This is a genomic window from Streptomyces sp. NPDC004610 (assembly GCF_040609715.1).
Lineage (GTDB): Bacteria > Actinomycetota > Actinomycetes > Streptomycetales > Streptomycetaceae > Streptomyces.
The window spans coordinates 140561-158370 of sequence record NZ_JBEXLA010000001.1 but is presented as its reverse complement, the minus strand read 5'-3'; the positions used below and the strand labels follow the sequence as shown (position 1 = coordinate 158370).

General features: G+C 71.1%; 15 protein-coding genes. 13 read left to right on the top strand and 2 right to left on the bottom strand.

Annotated features, from left to right (window positions below):
- The first annotated feature begins 161 nt into the window (after window positions 1-161).
- From ruvC to ABZX40_RS00590, 8 genes are all read left to right on the top strand, one after another.
- Window positions 162-722: a crossover junction endodeoxyribonuclease RuvC gene (gene ruvC, locus ABZX40_RS00625; protein ID WP_355733054.1), complete on the top strand. Its 561-nt coding sequence runs from the start codon at window positions 162-164 to the stop codon at window positions 720-722.
- Window positions 719-1324, top strand: a complete 606-nt coding sequence (ruvA, locus tag ABZX40_RS00620; RefSeq protein ID WP_355733057.1) for a Holliday junction branch migration protein RuvA — start codon at window positions 719-721, stop codon at window positions 1322-1324. The genes ruvC and ruvA overlap by 4 nt, the downstream gene beginning before the upstream one ends.
- Window positions 1325-1555: 231 nt before the next feature.
- Complete coding sequence (gene ruvB / locus ABZX40_RS00615) at window positions 1556-2650, top strand: Holliday junction branch migration DNA helicase RuvB (protein WP_355733060.1); 1095 nt, start codon at window positions 1556-1558, stop codon at window positions 2648-2650.
- A 163-nt stretch (window positions 2651-2813) separates the two neighbouring features.
- Window positions 2814-3305 (top strand): preprotein translocase subunit YajC, encoded by a 492-nt coding sequence (gene yajC / locus ABZX40_RS00610; protein WP_355733063.1) that lies wholly within the window; start codon window positions 2814-2816, stop codon window positions 3303-3305.
- A gap of 132 nt (window positions 3306-3437) precedes the next feature.
- The gene (gene secD / locus ABZX40_RS00605; RefSeq protein WP_355733065.1) at window positions 3438-5228 is read left to right on the top strand and encodes a protein translocase subunit SecD; all 1791 of its coding nucleotides are present in this window, start codon (window positions 3438-3440) and stop codon (window positions 5226-5228) included.
- 1 nt (window position 5229) lies between these two features.
- Window positions 5230-6348 (top strand): protein translocase subunit SecF, encoded by a 1119-nt coding sequence (gene secF, locus ABZX40_RS00600; RefSeq protein WP_355733068.1) that lies wholly within the window; start codon window positions 5230-5232, stop codon window positions 6346-6348.
- Window positions 6345-6884, top strand: coding sequence for an adenine phosphoribosyltransferase (locus tag ABZX40_RS00595; RefSeq protein ID WP_355733070.1), 540 nt, complete (start codon window positions 6345-6347; stop codon window positions 6882-6884). Before secF ends, ABZX40_RS00595 begins: the two co-directional genes overlap by 4 nt.
- A 264-nt stretch (window positions 6885-7148) precedes the next feature.
- Window positions 7149-9704 carry a RelA/SpoT family protein gene (locus tag ABZX40_RS00590; protein WP_355733073.1) on the top strand — a complete coding sequence of 852 codons (2556 nt, stop codon included), beginning with the start codon at window positions 7149-7151 and terminating at the stop codon, window positions 9702-9704.
- A gap of 194 nt (window positions 9705-9898) precedes the next feature.
- Here the strand turns inward: ABZX40_RS00590 and ABZX40_RS00585 are convergent, their stop codons facing one another.
- Complete coding sequence (locus ABZX40_RS00585) at window positions 9899-11128, bottom strand: DUF349 domain-containing protein (RefSeq protein WP_355733076.1); 1230 nt, start codon at window positions 11126-11128, stop codon at window positions 9899-9901.
- Between the two features lie 143 nt (window positions 11129-11271).
- Window positions 11272-12105 (bottom strand): peptidylprolyl isomerase, encoded by an 834-nt coding sequence (locus ABZX40_RS00580; RefSeq protein WP_355733079.1) that lies wholly within the window; start codon window positions 12103-12105, stop codon window positions 11272-11274.
- A gap of 204 nt (window positions 12106-12309) precedes the next feature.
- On the opposite strand from ABZX40_RS00580, the gene ABZX40_RS00575 reads away from it, so the two are divergent.
- From ABZX40_RS00575 to rpsD, 5 genes are all read left to right on the top strand, one after another.
- On the top strand, window positions 12310-13017 hold the full coding sequence (locus ABZX40_RS00575; RefSeq protein WP_355733082.1) for an MBL fold metallo-hydrolase: 708 nt from the start codon (window positions 12310-12312) through the stop codon (window positions 13015-13017).
- A 13-nt stretch (window positions 13018-13030) separates the two neighbouring features.
- Window positions 13031-14293, top strand: coding sequence for a histidine--tRNA ligase (gene hisS, locus ABZX40_RS00570; RefSeq protein ID WP_355733084.1), 1263 nt, complete (start codon window positions 13031-13033; stop codon window positions 14291-14293).
- 438 nt (window positions 14294-14731) lie between these two features.
- Window positions 14732-15397: a vitamin K epoxide reductase family protein gene (locus ABZX40_RS00565; RefSeq protein ID WP_355733087.1), complete on the top strand. Its 666-nt coding sequence runs from the start codon at window positions 14732-14734 to the stop codon at window positions 15395-15397.
- Window positions 15398-15518: 121 nt separating this feature from the next.
- Window positions 15519-16874: a replication-associated recombination protein A gene (locus ABZX40_RS00560; protein WP_355733090.1), complete on the top strand. Its 1356-nt coding sequence runs from the start codon at window positions 15519-15521 to the stop codon at window positions 16872-16874.
- 302 nt (window positions 16875-17176) lie between these two features.
- Window positions 17177-17791: a 30S ribosomal protein S4 gene (rpsD, locus tag ABZX40_RS00555; protein ID WP_355733093.1), complete on the top strand. Its 615-nt coding sequence runs from the start codon at window positions 17177-17179 to the stop codon at window positions 17789-17791.
- Window positions 17792-17810 lie beyond the last annotated feature (19 nt).

Genomic DNA, 17810 nt, shown 5'->3' with positions numbered 1-17810 from the left:
CCCGTCGCCGTGCCGGGAGGGCTTTGCAGGGAGTCGCTCGTGGGCGTTGTCAGTGCCAGCGGATAGCCTGCACGAACGGTCGAACGAGCAGGACGACAGGACGACTGACTGACGACGACTGACCGGGCGGGACGAGACGAGACGGGACGGGAGGGGGGCCGGTGCGGGTACTCGGGGTGGACCCCGGTCTGACGCGCTGCGGGGTCGGGGTCGTCGAGGGCCTCGCGGGCCGCCCGCTGACCATGCTCGGCGTCGGCGTCGTGCGCACCCCGGCGGACGCGGACCTCGGCCACCGGCTGGTCGCCGTCGAGCAGGGCATCGAGGAGTGGCTGGACCGCCATCGCCCCGAGTTCGTCGCCGTGGAGCGCGTCTTCAGCCAGCACAACGTCCGTACGGTGATGGGCACGGCCCAGGCCAGCGCCGTCGCCATGCTGTGCGCCGCCCGCCGGGGCATCCCGGTCGCGCTGCACACCCCCAGCGAGGTCAAGGCGGCCGTCACCGGCTCCGGACGCGCCGACAAGGCCCAGGTCGGCGCCATGGTCACCCGGCTGCTCCGGCTCGACGCCCCGCCCAGGCCCGCCGACGCCGCCGACGCCCTGGCCCTCGCCATCTGCCACATCTGGCGCGCGCCCGCGCAGAACCGCCTCCAGCAGGCCGTCGCCCAGCACGCCGCGCGCGCCCCGCGCGCTCCCCACCCCGCCCCGAAAGGCCGTACGGCATGATCGCCTTCGTCAGCGGCACGGTCGCCGCACTCGCTCCGGACGCCGCCGTGGTCGAGGTCGGCGGTGTCGGCATGGCCGTCCAGTGCACGCCCAACACCTTGTCCACGCTCCGCCTCGGCCGCCCCGCCAAGCTGCACACCTCCCTGGTGGTCCGCGAGGACTCGCTGACGCTGTACGGCTTCGTGGACGACGACGAGCGCCAGGTCTTCCAGCTGCTCCAGACGGCGAGCGGGGTCGGCCCCCGGCTGGCCCAGGCGATGCTGGCCGTGCACACCCCGGACGCCCTGCGCCGGGCGGTGGCCACGGCCGACGAGAAGGCCCTGACCGCGGTGCCCGGCATCGGCAAGAAGGGCGCGCAGAAGCTGCTGCTGGAGCTGAAGGACCGGCTCGGCGCGCCGGTCGGCGCCCCCGTGGTCGGCGCCCCGGTCAGCACCGGCTGGCGCGACCAGCTCCACGCCGCCCTGATCGGCCTCGGCTACGCCACCCGCGAGGCGGACGAGGCGGTCACCGCGGTGACACCCCAGGCGGAGGCCACCGAGGGCACACCCCAGGTCGGGCACCTGCTGAAGGCGGCCCTCCAGACCCTGAACAGAACCCGCTGAGCCGGGGGAGGCCGGGTGGTGATGACCGGGACTGAGGACCGGAAGGGGGGCGCGCGCCCGCCCCGCTCGTCGCCAGAGTGAGCGCCGGGGGTGGCTGCCGGGGTGCCCCACCCAAGCCCTCGCCGCGTTCACCCTCCGCACCCCCTCCACCTCCTCCGTCCCCCGCCCCCTGGCAAAGCACTTCGCCCCCCACCCCCCGGCCGACCCTCCACCACTCCAAGGAGACCCGCAGTGAACTGGGACGACCCGACCGACCGCCCCGCCGCCGAGCCCCCCGCCGGTGCCGACGCGGAGCGACTGGTGGGCTCGGTCGCCGACCGTGAGGACCAGGCCGTGGAGGCCGCGCTGCGCCCCAAGGACCTGGACGAGTTCATCGGCCAGGAGAAGGTCCGCGAGCAGCTCGACCTCGTGCTGCGCGCCGCCCGCGCGCGGGGCGCCACCGCCGATCACGTCCTGCTCTCCGGCGCCCCGGGCCTCGGCAAGACCACCCTGTCCATGATCATCGCGGCCGAGATGGGCGCCCCCATCCGCATCACCTCCGGCCCCGCCATCCAGCACGCCGGGGACCTCGCCGCGATCCTCTCCTCCCTCCAGGAGGGCGAGGTGCTGTTCCTGGACGAGATCCACCGCATGTCCCGCCCCGCCGAGGAGATGCTCTACATGGCGATGGAGGACTTCCGGGTCGACGTCATCGTCGGCAAGGGCCCCGGCGCCACCGCCATCCCCCTGGAGCTGCCGCCCTTCACCCTGGTCGGCGCCACCACCCGGGCCGGACTGCTGCCGCCCCCGCTGCGCGACCGCTTCGGCTTCACCGCGCACATGGAGTTCTACGAGCCCGCCGAGCTGGAGCGGGTCATCCACCGCTCCGCCCATCTCCTCGACGTCGAGATCGACGCCCAGGGCGCCGCCGAGATCGCCGGCCGCTCCCGCGGCACCCCCCGGATCGCCAACCGGTTGCTGCGCCGGGTCAGGGACTACGCGCAGGTCAAGGCCGATGGATCGATCACCAGAGAGATCGCCGCCGCCGCCCTCAAGGTGTACGAGGTGGACGAGCGCGGTCTGGACCGGCTGGACCGGGCCGTGCTGGCGGCCCTGCTCAAGCTGTTCGCCGGCGGCCCGGTCGGTCTGTCGACGCTGGCCGTGGCCGTGGGGGAGGAGCGGGAGACCGTCGAGGAGGTCGCCGAACCGTTCCTGGTCCGTGAGGGGCTGCTCGCCCGTACGCCCCGTGGCCGGGTCGCCACCGTGGCCGCATGGGCGCACCTGGGCCTCACCCCGCCCCGCACCGGGCCTGCGGGAAACGGACAACAGGACCTGTTCGGGACGTGACGGCGCGGTTCTGGCCCGCACAGGAACCCCGGTGCCATGCTGAGCGTTGTTCCCTGCGCGCGGACTCGCTTAGACTCCGCCGATGCCGCCCTTGTCGGCGGCTGACAATCCCCCAACCATCAGGCCGCTTCCCACCGCGGTCGTGTGAAGGAAGTTCCGACCCGTGAGTCTCGTGACCCTCCTCCCGTTCATCGTGCTCATCGGGGCCATGTTCCTGATGACCCGGTCGGCGAAGAAGAAGCAGCAGCAAGCCGTCGACATGCGGAACCAGATGCAGCCGGGATCCGGCGTCCGCACCATCGGGGGCATGTACGCGACGGTGAAGGAAGTCAACGAGGACACGGTCCTCCTCGACGCCGGTCCGGGCGTCGACCTGCTCTTCGCCAAGAACTCCATCGGTGCCGTGCTGTCGGACGACGAGTACAACCGCATCGTCCACGGCATCGAGCACGACCTGAAGTCCGACGCCGACCTCGTCCCGGACGACGCCTCCGCGCTGACCGACACCGACAAGCCCGCCGACGCCTCCTCCGACGACAAGCCGGTCGACCTCGGCAAGAAGGACGCCGACGACGAGCCTTCCGACGCCGCTCCCGCCGGGGCGAAGCCGGAGGACGAGCCGAAGAAGACCGACGGCGACTCCGACGCGAAGTAGTCGTGCCCCGGGGCGTGCGGGCCAGGCCCTCACGCCCCGGAGTGCGCCCAGCTCGCAGGGGATCCCGACACCATGTCATGGCCGTCCGCCCGCCGACCCGGAGCGCGGCGGCCCGAGAGGGAGTACGAGAAGGTGGCAGCACCTAAAAAGGGCCGGAACGCGAGCGCCCAGAGCAAGCCGGGGCGCTCGCTGGTCCTGATCCTGATCGCCATCGTGGCGCTCACGGGAGGCATGTTCGCCTCCGGACACACCACTCCGCGTCTCGGCATCGACCTCGCCGGTGGCACGAGCATCACGCTCACGGCGGTCAACGAACCCGGCCAGCCCAACGCGATCAACCAGACGAACATGGACACCGCGGTCGGCATCATGGAGAACCGGGTCAACGGCCTGGGTGTCTCCGAGGCCGAGGTCCAGACCCAGGGCGCCAGCAACATCATCGTCAACATCCCCAAGGGCACCAACTCCGAGCAGGCCCGGGAGCAGGTCGGTACCACGGCCAAGCTGTACTTCCGCCCGGTCCTGCAGCGCGAGGCGGCCGTCGACCCCGCGGCGAGCCCGAGCCCCAGCGCCAGTGACGGCTCCTCCGCCTCGCCGTCCCCGAGCGCGTCCACCTCCGCCTCCGGCGGCGACGGGTCACCGAGCCCCTCGGCCACCCCCTCGTCCTCGGCCACCTCGCAGGGCCGCGCCGTCCCCGAGGCCCTCAAGGCCACCACCGGGACCCCGTCCCCCAGCGGCTCCCCGTCGGCGAGCAGCTCGGCCGGTGACTCCGCCAGCCCCTCGCCCTCCGCGAGCGACGGCGCCGCCTCCGACGCCGACACCGCGCTCCAGGCCCAGTACGCCGCGCTGAACTGCGCCGACCCCGACCAGCGGACCGAGGCGGGCCAGGGCGCCAAGCCCGAGGACTCCACGGTCACCTGCGGCGAGGACGCGGGCGTGTGGAGCAAGTTCCTGCTCGGCCCTGTCGCCGTCGACGGCACCGAGATCGACAGCGCCGAGGCGATCTTCGACACCCAGAGCGCAGCCGGCTGGAAGGTGGTGATGGACTTCAACTCCGAGGGAGCCGAGAAGTTCGCCGACATCACCGGCCAGCTCGCCACCCAGACATCGCCGATGAACGAGTTCGCGATCGTCCTGGACGACGCGGTCGTCTCCCACCCGTACGTCAGCACGACGATCACCGGCGGCAACGCCGAGATCTCCGGCAGCTTCACCCAGGAGCAGGCCGAGAGCCTGTCCAACATGCTCTCCTACGGTGCGCTCCCGCTCTCCTTCAAGGAGTCCAGCGTGACCACCGTGACCGCCGCGCTCGGCAGCGAGCAGCTGGAGGCCGGTCTGATCGCGGGCGCCATCGGTCTCGCCCTGGTCGTGATCTACCTCGTCGCCTACTACCGCGGACTCTCGCTGATCGCCATCGCCTCGCTGCTGATCTCCGCGGCCCTGACCTATGTGATCATGTCGCTGCTCGGCCCGGCCATCGGCTTCGCGCTGAACCTGCCCGCGGTCTGCGGCGCCATCGTCGCCATCGGCATCACGGCGGACTCGTTCATCGTGTACTTCGAGCGGGTCAGAGACGAGATCCGCGAGGGCCGCTCCCTGCGCCCCGCCGTGGAACGGGCCTGGCCGCGCGCCCGGCGCACCATCCTGGTCTCCGACTTCGTGTCGTTCCTGGCCGCCGCGGTGCTGTTCGTCGTCACCGTCGGCAAGGTCCAGGGCTTCGCGTTCACGCTCGGACTGACCACGCTGCTCGATGTCGTGGTGGTGTTCCTCTTCACCAAGCCGCTGCTCACGCTGCTGGCCAGGACGAAGTTCTTCGGCAAGGGCCACAAGTGGTCCGGCCTCGATCCGAAGCGCCTCGGTGTGCAGCCCCCGCTGCGCCGCACCCGCCGCCCCGTCGCCCCCGTCGAACCGAAGGAGGCGTGAGATGTCGAAGCTCGGCACCCTCGGCGCCCGGCTCCACCGCGGCGAGGTCGGTTACGACTTCGTCAAGAACCGCAAGCTCTGGTACGGCATCTCGATCCTGATCACCATCACGGCGATCGTCGGCCTCGCGGTGCGCGGTCTGAACATGGGCATCGAGTTCCAGGGCGGCGCGGTCTTCACCACCCCGAAGACCACCGCCTCCGTCGCCCAGGCCGAGGCCTACGCGGAGACGGCGGCCGGTCACCAGGCGGTGGTGCAGGAACTGGGCTCCGGCGGAATGCGTATCCAGATCTCCGGCGTGGACACCGCCAAGTCGGACCAGGTCAAGCAGGACCTCGCCCGGAATCTGAACGTCGACGCGGAGGCCATCAACGCCGATCTGGTCGGCCCCAGCTGGGGTGAGCAGATCGCCAACAAGGCATGGCAGGGGCTGGGGATCTTCCTGGTCCTGGTGGTGATCTATCTGGCCATCGCCTTCGAGTGGAGAATGGCCGCCGCCGCGTTCATCGCGCTGATCCACGACATCACCATCACCGTCGGCATCTACGCCCTGGTGGGCTTCGAGGTCACACCGGGCACGGTGATCGGTCTGCTGACCATTCTCGGCTATTCGCTGTACGACACGGTGGTGGTCTTCGACTCCCTCAAGGAACAGACGAAGGACATCACCAAACAGAGCAAGTTCACCTACAGCGACATCGCCAACTTCTCGATCAACAGCACCCTGGTCCGCTCGATCAACACCACGGTGGTCGCGCTGCTGCCGGTGGCGGGCCTGCTGTTCATCGGTGGCGGTGTGCTCGGCGCCGGCACGCTCAACGACATCTCGCTGTCGCTGTTCGTCGGCCTCGCGGCCGGCGCGTACTCCTCGATCTTCATCGCCACCCCGCTGGTCGCCGACCTCAAGGAGCGCGAGCCGCAGATCAAGGCCCTGCGCAAGCGGGTGCTGGCCAAGCGCGCCCAGACCGCCGAGGAGGGCGCCCAGCCCGCACCCCAGGGCGCCACCGAGGAGCCGTACGACGACGATCTGCCCGAGGACGCGGCCCCCGCCGTCGTGGGCCCGCGCCACCAGCCGGCGCGCAACCGCGGCCGTGGCCGTCCCTCGGGGAAGCGCCGATGACTGACATCAGGGAGCTGCTGCTCAGCCGGATCCGGGACGTGGCGGACTACCCCGAGCCCGGGGTGACGTTCAAGGACATCACCCCGCTGCTCGCGGACCCGGCCGCCTTCGGAGCCCTCACCGACGCCCTCGCCGACATGGCGGTGCGCCGGGGCGCCACCAAGGTGGTCGGACTGGAGGCGCGCGGGTTCATCCTGGGCGCCCCGGTCGCCGTCCGCGCGGGCGTGGGCTTCATCCCGGTCCGCAAGGCGGGCAAGCTTCCCGGAGCCACCCTGCGCCAGACCTACGACCTGGAGTACGGCTCGGCGGAGATCGAGGTGCACGCCGAGGACCTCAGCGCCGGTGACCGGGTCCTGGTGGTGGACGACGTCCTGGCCACCGGGGGTACGGCGGAGGCGTCGCTGAAGCTGATCCGCCGTGCGGGCGCCGAGGTCGCGGGCGTCGCGATCCTGATGGAGCTGTCCTTCCTCGACGGCCGCCGCCGGCTGGAGCCCTCCCTGGAGGGCGCCCCGCTGGAGGCTCTGCTGACCGTCTGACCGTCCTGACCGGCGGAGCGTCTTCTCGGGCGCCCCGGGCCTCGGCCCAGGGGCGCCCGACCCATTTCTCCGGCCGCCCGACCCGATTCTCCGGCCACCCATACCGTTTCCCGAACGCCCCTCGGGGAATCAAACCTCCCGTCACCGGTGTTTTCGCGCCAAAGGTCCGCAGATCGTCCTGAAGGCGATGTCCCAGCCCAGGATCGCTACCATGGGGTCTCCGGAGCCTGACCGGGGGACCCGGATCGCGCACGAGGAGCCCTCTTGCCAGACGAGGCCCAGCACCTGACCGCCGCCAAGCCCGAGCCCGCCTCGGAGCCCGCGGCCCAGCCCGCGCCGGACGCGAAGAACCCGCACTCCGAGCCACGCGGGACGGTCGAGCACGCCCAGTCGGCCCCCGCGGACCGGCCCGCCGAAGCGGCACGCCCCAAGCCGGCCCCGCCCGAGCGTTCCCCCGCGATCCGCCCCACCCCGCCGCCCCCGGTGCCGACCGCCCCGCAGCAGCCCGCCTCCCGCTCCGGTTCCTCCAACCGCGTCCGCGCCCGGCTCGCCCGGCTCGGCGTCCAGCGCTCCAACCCGTACAACCCGGTCCTGGAGCCGCTGCTGCGGATAGTGCGCAGCAACGACCCGAAGATCGAGACCGCCACGCTCCGCCAGATCGAGAAGGCGTACCAGGTCGCCGAGCGCTGGCACCGCGGCCAGAAGCGCAAGAGCGGCGATCCCTACATCACCCACCCGCTCGCCGTCACCACCATCCTCGCCGAGCTGGGCATGGACCCGGCCACCCTGATGGCCGGACTGCTGCACGACACCGTCGAGGACACCGAGTACGGCCTCGACCAGCTCCGCCGCGACTTCGGCGACCAGGTCGCCCTGCTGGTCGACGGTGTCACCAAGCTGGACAAGGTCAAGTTCGGCGAGGCGGCCCAGGCCGAGACCGTGCGCAAGATGGTCGTCGCCATGGCCAAGGACCCCAGGGTCCTGGTCATCAAGCTCGCCGACCGCCTCCACAACATGCGCACCATGCGCTACCTCAAGCGCGAGAAGCAGGAGAAGAAGGCGCGCGAGACCCTGGAGATCTACGCGCCCCTCGCCCACCGCCTCGGCATGAACACCATCAAATGGGAGCTGGAGGACCTCGCCTTCGCGATCCTCTACCCCAAGATGTACGACGAGATCGTCCGGCTGGTGGCCGAGCGGGCACCGAAGCGTGACGAGTATCTGGCCATAGTGACCGACGAGGTCCAGCAGGACCTGCGCTCGGCCCGCATCAAGGCCACCGTCACCGGCCGCCCCAAGCACTACTACAGCGTCTACCAGAAGATGATCGTCCGCGGCCGGGACTTCGCGGAGATCTACGACCTGGTCGGCATCCGGGTCCTGGTCGACACCGTCCGCGACTGCTACGCCGCCCTGGGCACCGTCCACGCGCGCTGGAACCCCGTTCCGGGGCGCTTCAAGGACTACATCGCGATGCCCAAGTTCAACATGTACCAGTCGCTGCACACCACGGTGATCGGCCCCAACGGCAAGCCCGTCGAACTCCAGATCCGCACCTTCGACATGCACCGCCGCGCCGAGTACGGCATCGCCGCGCACTGGAAGTACAAGCAGGAGGCCGTCGCCGGTGCCTCCAAGGTGCGCACCGACGTCCCCAAGGCCGGCAAGGGCAAGGACGACCACCTCAACGACATGGCGTGGCTGCGCCAGCTCCTCGACTGGCAGAAGGAGACCGAGGACCCCGGCGAGTTCCTGGAGTCCCTGCGCTTCGACCTGTCCCGCAACGAGGTCTTCGTCTTCACCCCGAAGGGCGACGTCATAGCGCTGCCCGCGGGCGCCACCCCGGTGGACTTCGCGTACGCCGTCCACACCGAGGTCGGCCACCGCACCATAGGAGCCCGGGTCAACGGCAGACTCGTCCCGCTGGAGTCCACCCTCGACAACGGCGATCTGGTGGAGGTCTTCACTTCCAAGGCGTCCGGCGCGGGCCCCTCCCGCGACTGGCTGGGCTTCGTCAAGTCGCCCCGGGCCCGCAACAAGATCCGGGCCTGGTTCTCCAAGGAGCGCCGCGACGAGGCGATCGAGCAGGGCAAGGACGCCATCGTCCGCGCGATGCGCAAGCAGAACCTGCCGATCCAGCGCATCCTGACCGGTGACTCCCTGGTCACCCTCGCGCACGAGATGCGCTACCCGGACATCTCCGCGCTCTACGCGGCGATCGGCGAGGGCCATATCTCCGCGCAGAACGTCGTCCAGAAGCTGGTCCAGGCGTTCGGCGGCGAGGAGGCGGCCACCGAGGAGATCGACGAGTCCGTACCGCCCGCCCGGGGCCGTGGCCGCAAGCGCCGCTCCAGCGCGGACCCCGGTGTGGTCGTCAAGGGCGTCGAGGACGTCTGGGTCAAGCTGGCCCGCTGCTGCACCCCCGTACCCGGCGACCCGATCATCGGGTTCGTCACCCGGGGCAGCGGCGTATCGGTTCACCGCAGCGACTGCGTCAATGTGGACTCGCTGTCCCGGGAGCCCGAGCGGATCCTGGAGGTCGAGTGGGCGCCCACCCAGTCCTCGGTCTTCCTGGTCGCCATCCAGGTCGAGGCGCTGGACCGCTCCCGGCTGCTCTCGGACGTCACCCGGGTCCTGTCCGACCAGCACGTCAACATTCTCTCGGCGGCCGTCCAGACCTCCCGCGACCGCGTCGCCACCTCCCGCTTCACCTTCGAGATGGGCGACCCCAAGCACCTGGGCCATGTCCTGAAGGCGGTCAGGGGCGTGGAGGGCGTGTACGACGTGTACCGGGTGACGTCGGCCCGCAGCCGGTCGTAAAGAGCGGCCGGTCGTCGTAAAGAGCACCGTCGTCGTAAAGAGCACCCGGTCGTGAGGAGCACCCGGTCGTGAGGAGCCGTCAGCGGTAAGGACCGCCCTCCAGGGCCCTGGGTATTACCACCAGGGCATCACCACCTCCGGCCAACGAAAAGGGGCTCCCTGGGGAGCCCCTTTCCCATGGTCCGCCCGGCGTGTCAGCCGCCGAACTCCTGGAGACCCTTCAGCGCCTGGTCCAGCAGCGCCTGCCGGCCCTCCAGCTCCTTCTGCAGCTTGTCGGCCCTGGCGTTGTTGCCCTGGGCACGCGCCTGCTCGATCTGCTTGCCGAGCTTGTCGACGGCCGCCTGGAGCTGACCGGTCAGCCCCTCGGCCCGCGCACGGGCCTCCGGGTTGGTGCGACGCCACTCGGCCTCCTCGGCCTCCTGGATCGCCCGCTCCACCGCGTGCAGCCGGCCCTCGACCTTGGGCCGGGCGTCCCGCGGGACATGCCCGATGGCCTCCCACCGCTCGTTGACCGAGCGGAACGCGGCCCGCGCAGTCCTCAGATCGGTGACCGGGAGGATCTTCTCGGCCTCCCCGGCCAGCTCCTCCTTGAGCTTGAGGTTCTCCGTCTGCTCCGCGTCCCGCTCGGCGAAGACCGAGCTGCGGGCGGCGAAGAAGACGTCCTGGGCGCCGCGGAAGCGGTTCCACAGATCGTCCTCGTGCTCGCGCTGGGCGCGGCCCGCCGCCTTCCACTCCGCCATCAGCTCGCGGTAGCGGGCGGCCGTGGGCCCCCAGTCCGAGGAGGCGGACAGGGCCTCGGCCTCGGAGACCAGCCGCTCCTTGGTCTTGCGGGCCTCCTCGCGCTGCGCGTCGAGCTGCGCGAAGTGCGCCTTGCGCCGCTTGGAGAACGCGGAGCGGGCGTGCGAGAAGCGGTGCCACAGCTCGTCGTCCGACTTGCGGTCGAGCCGGGGCAGGCCCTTCCAGGTGTCCACCAGCGCCCGCAGCCGCTCACCGGCGGCCCGCCACTGGTCCGACTGCGCCAGCTCCTCCGCCTCGGTGACCAGGGCCTCCTTGGCGTCGCGGGCCTCGTCGGCCTGCCGGGCGCGCTGTGCCTTGCGCTCCTCGCGGCGGGCGTCCACCTGCTCCACGAGCTTGTCCAGCCGGGCCCGCAGCGCGTCCAGATCGCCCACTGCGTGGTGCGCGTCCACCTGCTCGCGCAGATGGTCGACGGCGGTCTGGGCGTCCTTCGCGGACAGGTCGGTGGTCTTCACTCGCTTTTCGAGGAGGCCGATCTCGACCACCAGGCCCTCGTACTTGCGCTCGAAGTAGGCCAGCGCCTCATCGGGGGAGCCGGCCTGCCAGGAGCCGACGACCTGCTCGCCGTCGGCCGTACGCACGTACACGGTCCCCGTCTCGTCGACGCGGCCCCACGGGTCGCTGCTCACAGCGCCTCCTCCACATGATGCCCCGGGGACTTCGGCGCCCCCGGGCATCGTCCACAGTTTCGTCACGGCCAACATAGGCGACCGGCGGGTTGCCTGTCCGCATCCAGCGCCACCGAAATTTCGCAGGCGGGCCGCCCTGAACGTCAGGACTTCGCGACCGTCGCCTTGTCGATCACGACGGTCGCGTTGGGCGCTCCGTCACCCATGCCGGTGCTCTCCCCGGCGTCGGTGATCTTCTTCAGGACGGCCATGCCGGACTCGGAGACCGTACCGAAGGGCGTGTAGTCCGGGGGCAGCGGACTCTCCTGGTAGACCAGGAAGAACTGGCTGCCGCCGCTGTCCCGGCCCTCGTCGGTCTGGGCGTTGTACTGGTTGGCCATCGCGACCGTGCCCGCCGGGTACACGTCACCCTCCAGGACCGTGTCCTTGAGGTTCTCGTCCGGGATGGTGTAGCCCGGCCCGCCAGTGCCGTCGCCCTTCGGGTCACCGCACTGCAGGACGTAGATCCCGCTGCTGGTCAGCCGGTGGCAGCTGGTGTGGTCGAAGTAGCCCTCGCCCGCGAGGAACTCGAACGAGTTCACCGTGCGCGGCGCCGCCGACGCCTTCAGATCGATCTCTATGTCCCCGCACGTCGTCGCCAGCGTCATCGTGTACTTCGCCGACTCGTCGATGGACATCGCGGGCTCCTTCTCCCACGTCTTTGTCGCGACCTCGCCGGCCGCCGGCTTCTCGCACGGGTCCGGCGGGACGCTCGGCGTCGCGCTCGGCGTCGACTCCGAGGCCGCGTTCGCGCTGTCGTCGCCCTCGAACGCGTCCGTCGTGTAGAGCGCGAGACCGGCGACCAGCACGACGCCGATCACCGACGCGATCACCGCGTTGCGGGTGCGCGATTTGCGGCGGGCGTCGGTACGCCGCTGCTGCTGCCGCAAGAACTTCTCCCGGGCGAGCTGACGCCGCCGCTGCTCCTGGCTGACCACCGGGTTGACTCCTCATGCGTCTCGTACGTCGGCCGCGGTGCGGGCGCGTCTGGTTGAACCGACCGCCCGCGTGTGCCCCGTACCGTATATGGGTTACCTGAGGATCCGGCAGCGCCGGTAGGCTCTGACGACGGGTGTGGCCGGTCACCGGCCGTGCGGGGGACAGGAAACCGCCGCCCGAACCGATACAAACGAAGGACGATCGTGCTCATTGCCGGGTTCCCCGCCGGGGCCTGGGGGACGAACTGTTATCTCGTCGCCCCCGCCGCCGGTGAGGAGTGCGTGATCATCGATCCGGGCCACCAGGCCGCCCCCGGGGTCGAGGAGGCGCTGCGCAAACACCGCCTCAAGCCCGTCGCCGTCGTCCTCACCCACGGCCATATCGACCATGTGGCGTCGGTCGTCCCGGTCTGCGGGGCGCACGACGTGCCCGCCTGGATCCACCCCGAGGACCGCTACATGATGAGCGACCCGGAGAAGGCCCTCGGCCGCTCCATCGGGATGCCGCTGATGGGCGAACTGACCGTGGGCGAGCCGGACGACGTCCGGGAGCTGTCCGACGGCGCCGCGCTGGACCTCGCGGGACTGGAGTTCTCCGTCGCGCACGCGCCGGGCCATACCAAGGGGTCGGTGACCTTCCGGATGCCCGAGACCGCCGATATCCCGTCGGTGTTCTTCTCCGGGGATCTGCTCTTCGCCGGCTCCATCGGACGCACCGACCTGCCCGGCGGTGACATGGCCGAGATGCTCGACTCGCTGGCCCGCGTGTGCCTGCCGCTCGACGACTCGACCGTGGTGCTGTCCGGGCACGGCGCCCAGACGACCATCGGCCAGGAGCGCGCCACCAACCCCTATCTGGGGCAGGTGGCCGCCGGCCTCGGGAGCGCCGACGCTCCCCGACGAGGAATGTGACGAGAGACCTTCCGTGAGCACCTTCCAGGCCCCCAAGGGCACCTACGACCTGATCCCGCCCCGCTCGGCGGCCTACCTCGCCGTGCGCGAGGCCATCGCCGCCCCGCTGCGCGACGCGGGCTACGGCTACATCGAGACCCCCGGCTTCGAGAACGTCGAGCTGTTCGCACGCGGCGTCGGCGAGTCCACCGACATCGTGACCAAGGAGATGTACGCCTTCGAGACCAAGGGCGGCGACAGCCTCGCCCTGCGCCCCGAGGGCACCGCCTCCGTGCTGCGCGCCGCGCTGGAGGCCAATCTGCACCGCGCAGGCAACCTCCCCGTCAAGCTCTGGTACTCGGGCTCCTACTACCGCTACGAGCAGCCCCAGGCGGGCCGCTACCGGCACTTCTCGCAGGTCGGCGCCGAGGCGATCGGCGCCGAGGACCCGGCCCTGGACGCCGAGCTGCTCATCCTGGCCGACCAGGCGTACCGCTCCCTGGGCCTCAGGAACTTCCGCATCCTGCTCAACAGCCTCGGCGACAAGGAGTGCCGCCCGGTCTACCGGGCCGCCCTCCAGGACTTCCTGCGCGGCCTCGACCTGGACGAGGACACCCTGCGCCGGGCGGACATCAACCCGCTGCGCGTCCTGGACGACAAGCGCGCGGAGGTGCAGAAGCAACTCACCGGCGCCCCGCTGCTGCGCGACTACCTCTGCGACGCCTGCAAGGCGTACCACGAGGAGGTCCGTGAGCTGATCACTGCGGCGGGCGTCGCCTTCGAGGACGATCCCCGGCTGGTGCGCGGCCTGGACTACTACACCCGCACCACCTTCGAGTTCGTCCACGACGGGCTCGGCGCCCAGTCCGCGGTCGGCGGCGGCGGACGCTACGACGGCCTCTCGGAGATGATCGGCGGCCCCGCCCTGCCCTCCGTCGGCTGGGCCCTGGGCGTCGACCGCACGGTCCTCGCCCTGGACGCGGAGGGCGTCTCCCTCGACCTCCCCGCCCCGACCAGCGTCTACGCCGTCCCGCTCGGCGAGGAGGCCCGCCGGGTGCTGTTCGCCAAGGTCACCGAGTTGCGCAAGGTGGGCATCGCGGCCGACTTCTCGTTCGGCGCCCGGGGCCTGAAGGGCGCCATGAAGAACGCCAACCGCAGTGGCGCCCGCTACACGATCGTGGCCGGTGAGCGCGACCTCGCCGAGGGCATCGTCCAGCTCAAGGACATGGAGTCCGGCGAGCAGACGGCGATCGGCGTGGGCGAGATCGTGGCGGAACTGGAGTCCCGCCTCGGCTGACACCCCCCCGCGTGCGCCCGGTACCCCACAGCGGTACCGGGCGCACGCGCGCGCGGAGGACCCGCTGGTCGCCCCGACCGTGATCGGTGGTCGGGGGCGGGCGCCCGCGCGCGTGGGGGACCCGCAAAAGTCAGCACGGAACCGCGGGACGCCGCTGCCGGACGCCCGCGCGCGTGGGGGACCCTCACCGTCCACGGTGAGCATGGCACCGCAGCCACCGGACGCCCGCGTGCGTGTGCCCGGCGACGGGCGTCCCCACCTGGCGGACCCGTCAGCCCCGGCGCCAGGGCCGTACGGCCCGAATACCTGTCCGGAACCCGCCTCCCACCTGGGGCCGACGGCCTTTCTTACCCCGGCACAACGGTGCGGACGGGGAGGGGTGCGGCACAATGGCCGTGCCCGAAGCAGGACCCTCCCCCCAGTGACGGAATCGGCGTGATGAGCAAGACGACAGTCAGGGACGTCTCCACCGACCCCGAGCCCGAGCCGACGGCCCCCGCCCAGGCCGGGGCGCGCGCGGTCGGCGGCAGCCGGGCCTTCGCGCTCATGCTGATGATCACGGGCGCCGCCGGGCTGCTGGCCGCGTGGGTCATCACGCTCGACAAGTTCAAGATCCTCGAAGCCAAGGTCGCCGGCGAGACCTATGTCCCCGGGTGCAGCGTCAACCCGGTCGTCTCCTGCGGCTCCATCATGGAGAGCGACCAGGCGTCCGTCTTCGGCTTCCCCAACCCGATGCTCGGACTCGTCGCCTACGGCATCGTGATCTGCGTCGGCGTCACCCTGCTGACCCGGGCCACCTTCCCGCGCTGGTACTGGCTCACCTTCAACGCGGGCACCCTCTTCGGGGTCGTCTTCTGCACCTGGCTCCAGTTCCAGTCGCTGTACCGGATCAACGCCCTGTGCCTGTGGTGCTCCCTGGCCTGGGCCGCGACGATCATCATGTTCTGGTACGTCACCTCCGCCAATGTCCGCAACGGCTTCCTCCCGGCCCCGGCGCCCGTCAAGCGCTTCCTCGGCGAGTTCACCTGGGTCCTGCCGGCCACCCACATCGGCGTCATCGTCATGCTGATCCTCACCCGCTGGGGCGCCGACCTCTGGGCGTGAGCCCCAAGTGAGCTCCCCCGTTAGCCCCCCTCCGCGAGCCCCCGGTCAGCCCGATGAGCCCGGTGAGCCCGGTCCGGGGGGACGCCCCCGCATTGTCAGTGCCGTGACTTAGGGTTTCAGCGTGGAACCCGATCTGTTCACCGCCGCCGCCGAGGAACGCCAGGAGAAGGACCCGGCCGCCAGCCCCCTGGCCGTCCGGATGCGCCCGCGCACGCTCGACGAGGTCGTGGGCCAGCAGCATCTGCTCAAGCCCGGATCGCCGCTGCGTCGGCTGGTGGGGGAGGGCGCCGGGGGCCCGGCCGGGCCGTCCTCGGTGATCCTCTGGGGCCCGCCCGGCACCGGCAAGACCACCCTGGCGTATGTCGTCTCCAAGGCCACCGACAAGCGGTTCGTGGAGCTGTCCGCGATCACCGCCGGGGTCAAGGAGGTTCGCGCGGTCATCGACGGGGCCCGCCGAGCCACCGGCGGCTACGGCAAGGAGACCGTGCTCTTCCTGGACGAGATCCACCGCTTCAGCAAGGCCCAGCAGGACTCCCTGCTGCCCGCCGTGGAGAACCGCTGGGTCACCCTGATCGCCGCCACCACCGAGAACCCCTACTTCTCGGTGATCTCCCCGCTGCTCTCCCGCTCCCTCCTGCTCACCCTCGAACCCCTCACCGACGACGACCTGCGCGGACTGCTGCGCCGGGCGCTCACCGACGAGCGCGGCCTGAAGGCCGCCGTGTCCCTCCCCGAGGACACCGAGGCGCATCTGCTGCGGATCGCCGGCGGTGACGCCCGCCGGGCGCTGACCGCGCTGGAGGCCGCCGCCGGCGCCGCCCTCGACAAGGGCGGGACGGAGATCGCCCTCACCACCCTGGAGGAGACCGTCGACCGCGCGGCCGTGAAGTACGACCGCGACGGCGACCAGCACTACGACGTGGCCAGCGCCCTGATCAAGTCCATCCGCGGCTCCGACGTCGACGCCGCGCTGCACTATCTGGCCCGGATGATCGAGGCGGGCGAGGACCCCCGGTTCATCGCCCGGCGGCTGATGATCTCGGCCAGCGAGGACATCGGGCTCGCCGATCCGGGCGCCCTGCCGCTGGCCGTCGCCGCCGCCCAGGCCGTCGCCATGATCGGCTTCCCCGAGGCCGCCCTCACCCTCAGCCACACCACCATCGCCCTCGCCCTGGCCCCCAAGTCCAACGCCGCGACCACCGCCATCGGCGCCGCCCTGGAGGATGTCCGCAAGGGCCTGGCCGGGTCCGTCCCCCCGCATCTGCGCGACGGGCACTACAAGGGCGCCGCCAAGCTGGGCCACGCCCAGGGCTACCGGTACCCGCACGATCTGCCCGAGGGCATCGCCGAGCAGCAGTACGCGCCGGACGCCCTCAAGGACCGGGAGTACTACACCCCCACCCGGCACGGCGCCGAGGCCCGCTACGCCGACGCGGTGGAGTGGACCCGCAAGCACCTCGGTCGCAAGCCCTCCTGAGCAGCCTGTAGAATCCCCCGAGTGCTGCGTCCCGCACTGTCAGAGCGGGACATCCAGCCGGAACCCCCAGCGGGTTCCAGGAGCGTCGCGCACCGTCGATAGGTGTCGCGGGCAGCCCACCACCCCTCGCCGTACCTCTTCGTACGGCGGAACCGGTCGGTGGGCCACTCGCGTGCTGCACGTTTGTGCCCAGATCAGGGGAGCGGCTGCCCACCGGCCCGGTAGCGGACCGGCGGGTTTCCCCGGCTGCGGATGCGACCTCCCGCCCGTCCTGACAAGCCGAACCAAGGAAATGAGAAGCAGTGGCGAACCAGTCCCGCCCCAAGGTCAAGAAGTCGCGTGCCCTCGGCATCGCGCTGACCCCGAAGGCCGTCAAGTACTTCGAGGCCCGTCCCTACCCCCCGGGTGAGCACGGCCGTGGCCGCAAGCAGAACTCGGACTACAAGGTCCGTCTGCTGGAGAAGCAGCGGCTGCGCGCGCAGTACGACATCTCCGAGCGTCAGCTGGTCCGCGCCTACGACCGTGCCTCCAAGGTCCAGGGCAAGACCGGTGAGGCCCTGATCGTGGAGCTGGAGAAGCGCCTCGACGCGCTGGTCCTGCGCTCGGGCATCGCCCGCACGATCTACCAGGCCCGCCAGATGGTCGTCCACGGCCACATCCAGGTCAACGGCAAGAAGGTCGACAAGCCCTCCTTCGTCGTGCGCCCGGACGACGTGGTGCAGGTCCGCGACCGCAGCAAGGACAAGACGCTGTTCCAGATCTCCCGCGAGGGTGGCTTCGCCCCCGACGGCGAGACCCCGCGCTACCTCCAGGTGAACCTCAAGGCCCTGGCCTTCCGCCTGGACCGTGACCCGAACCGCAAGGAGATCCCGGTGATCTGCGACGAGCAGCTCGTCGTCGAGTACTACGCCCGCTGACCCGGACGTAGCACCGCCC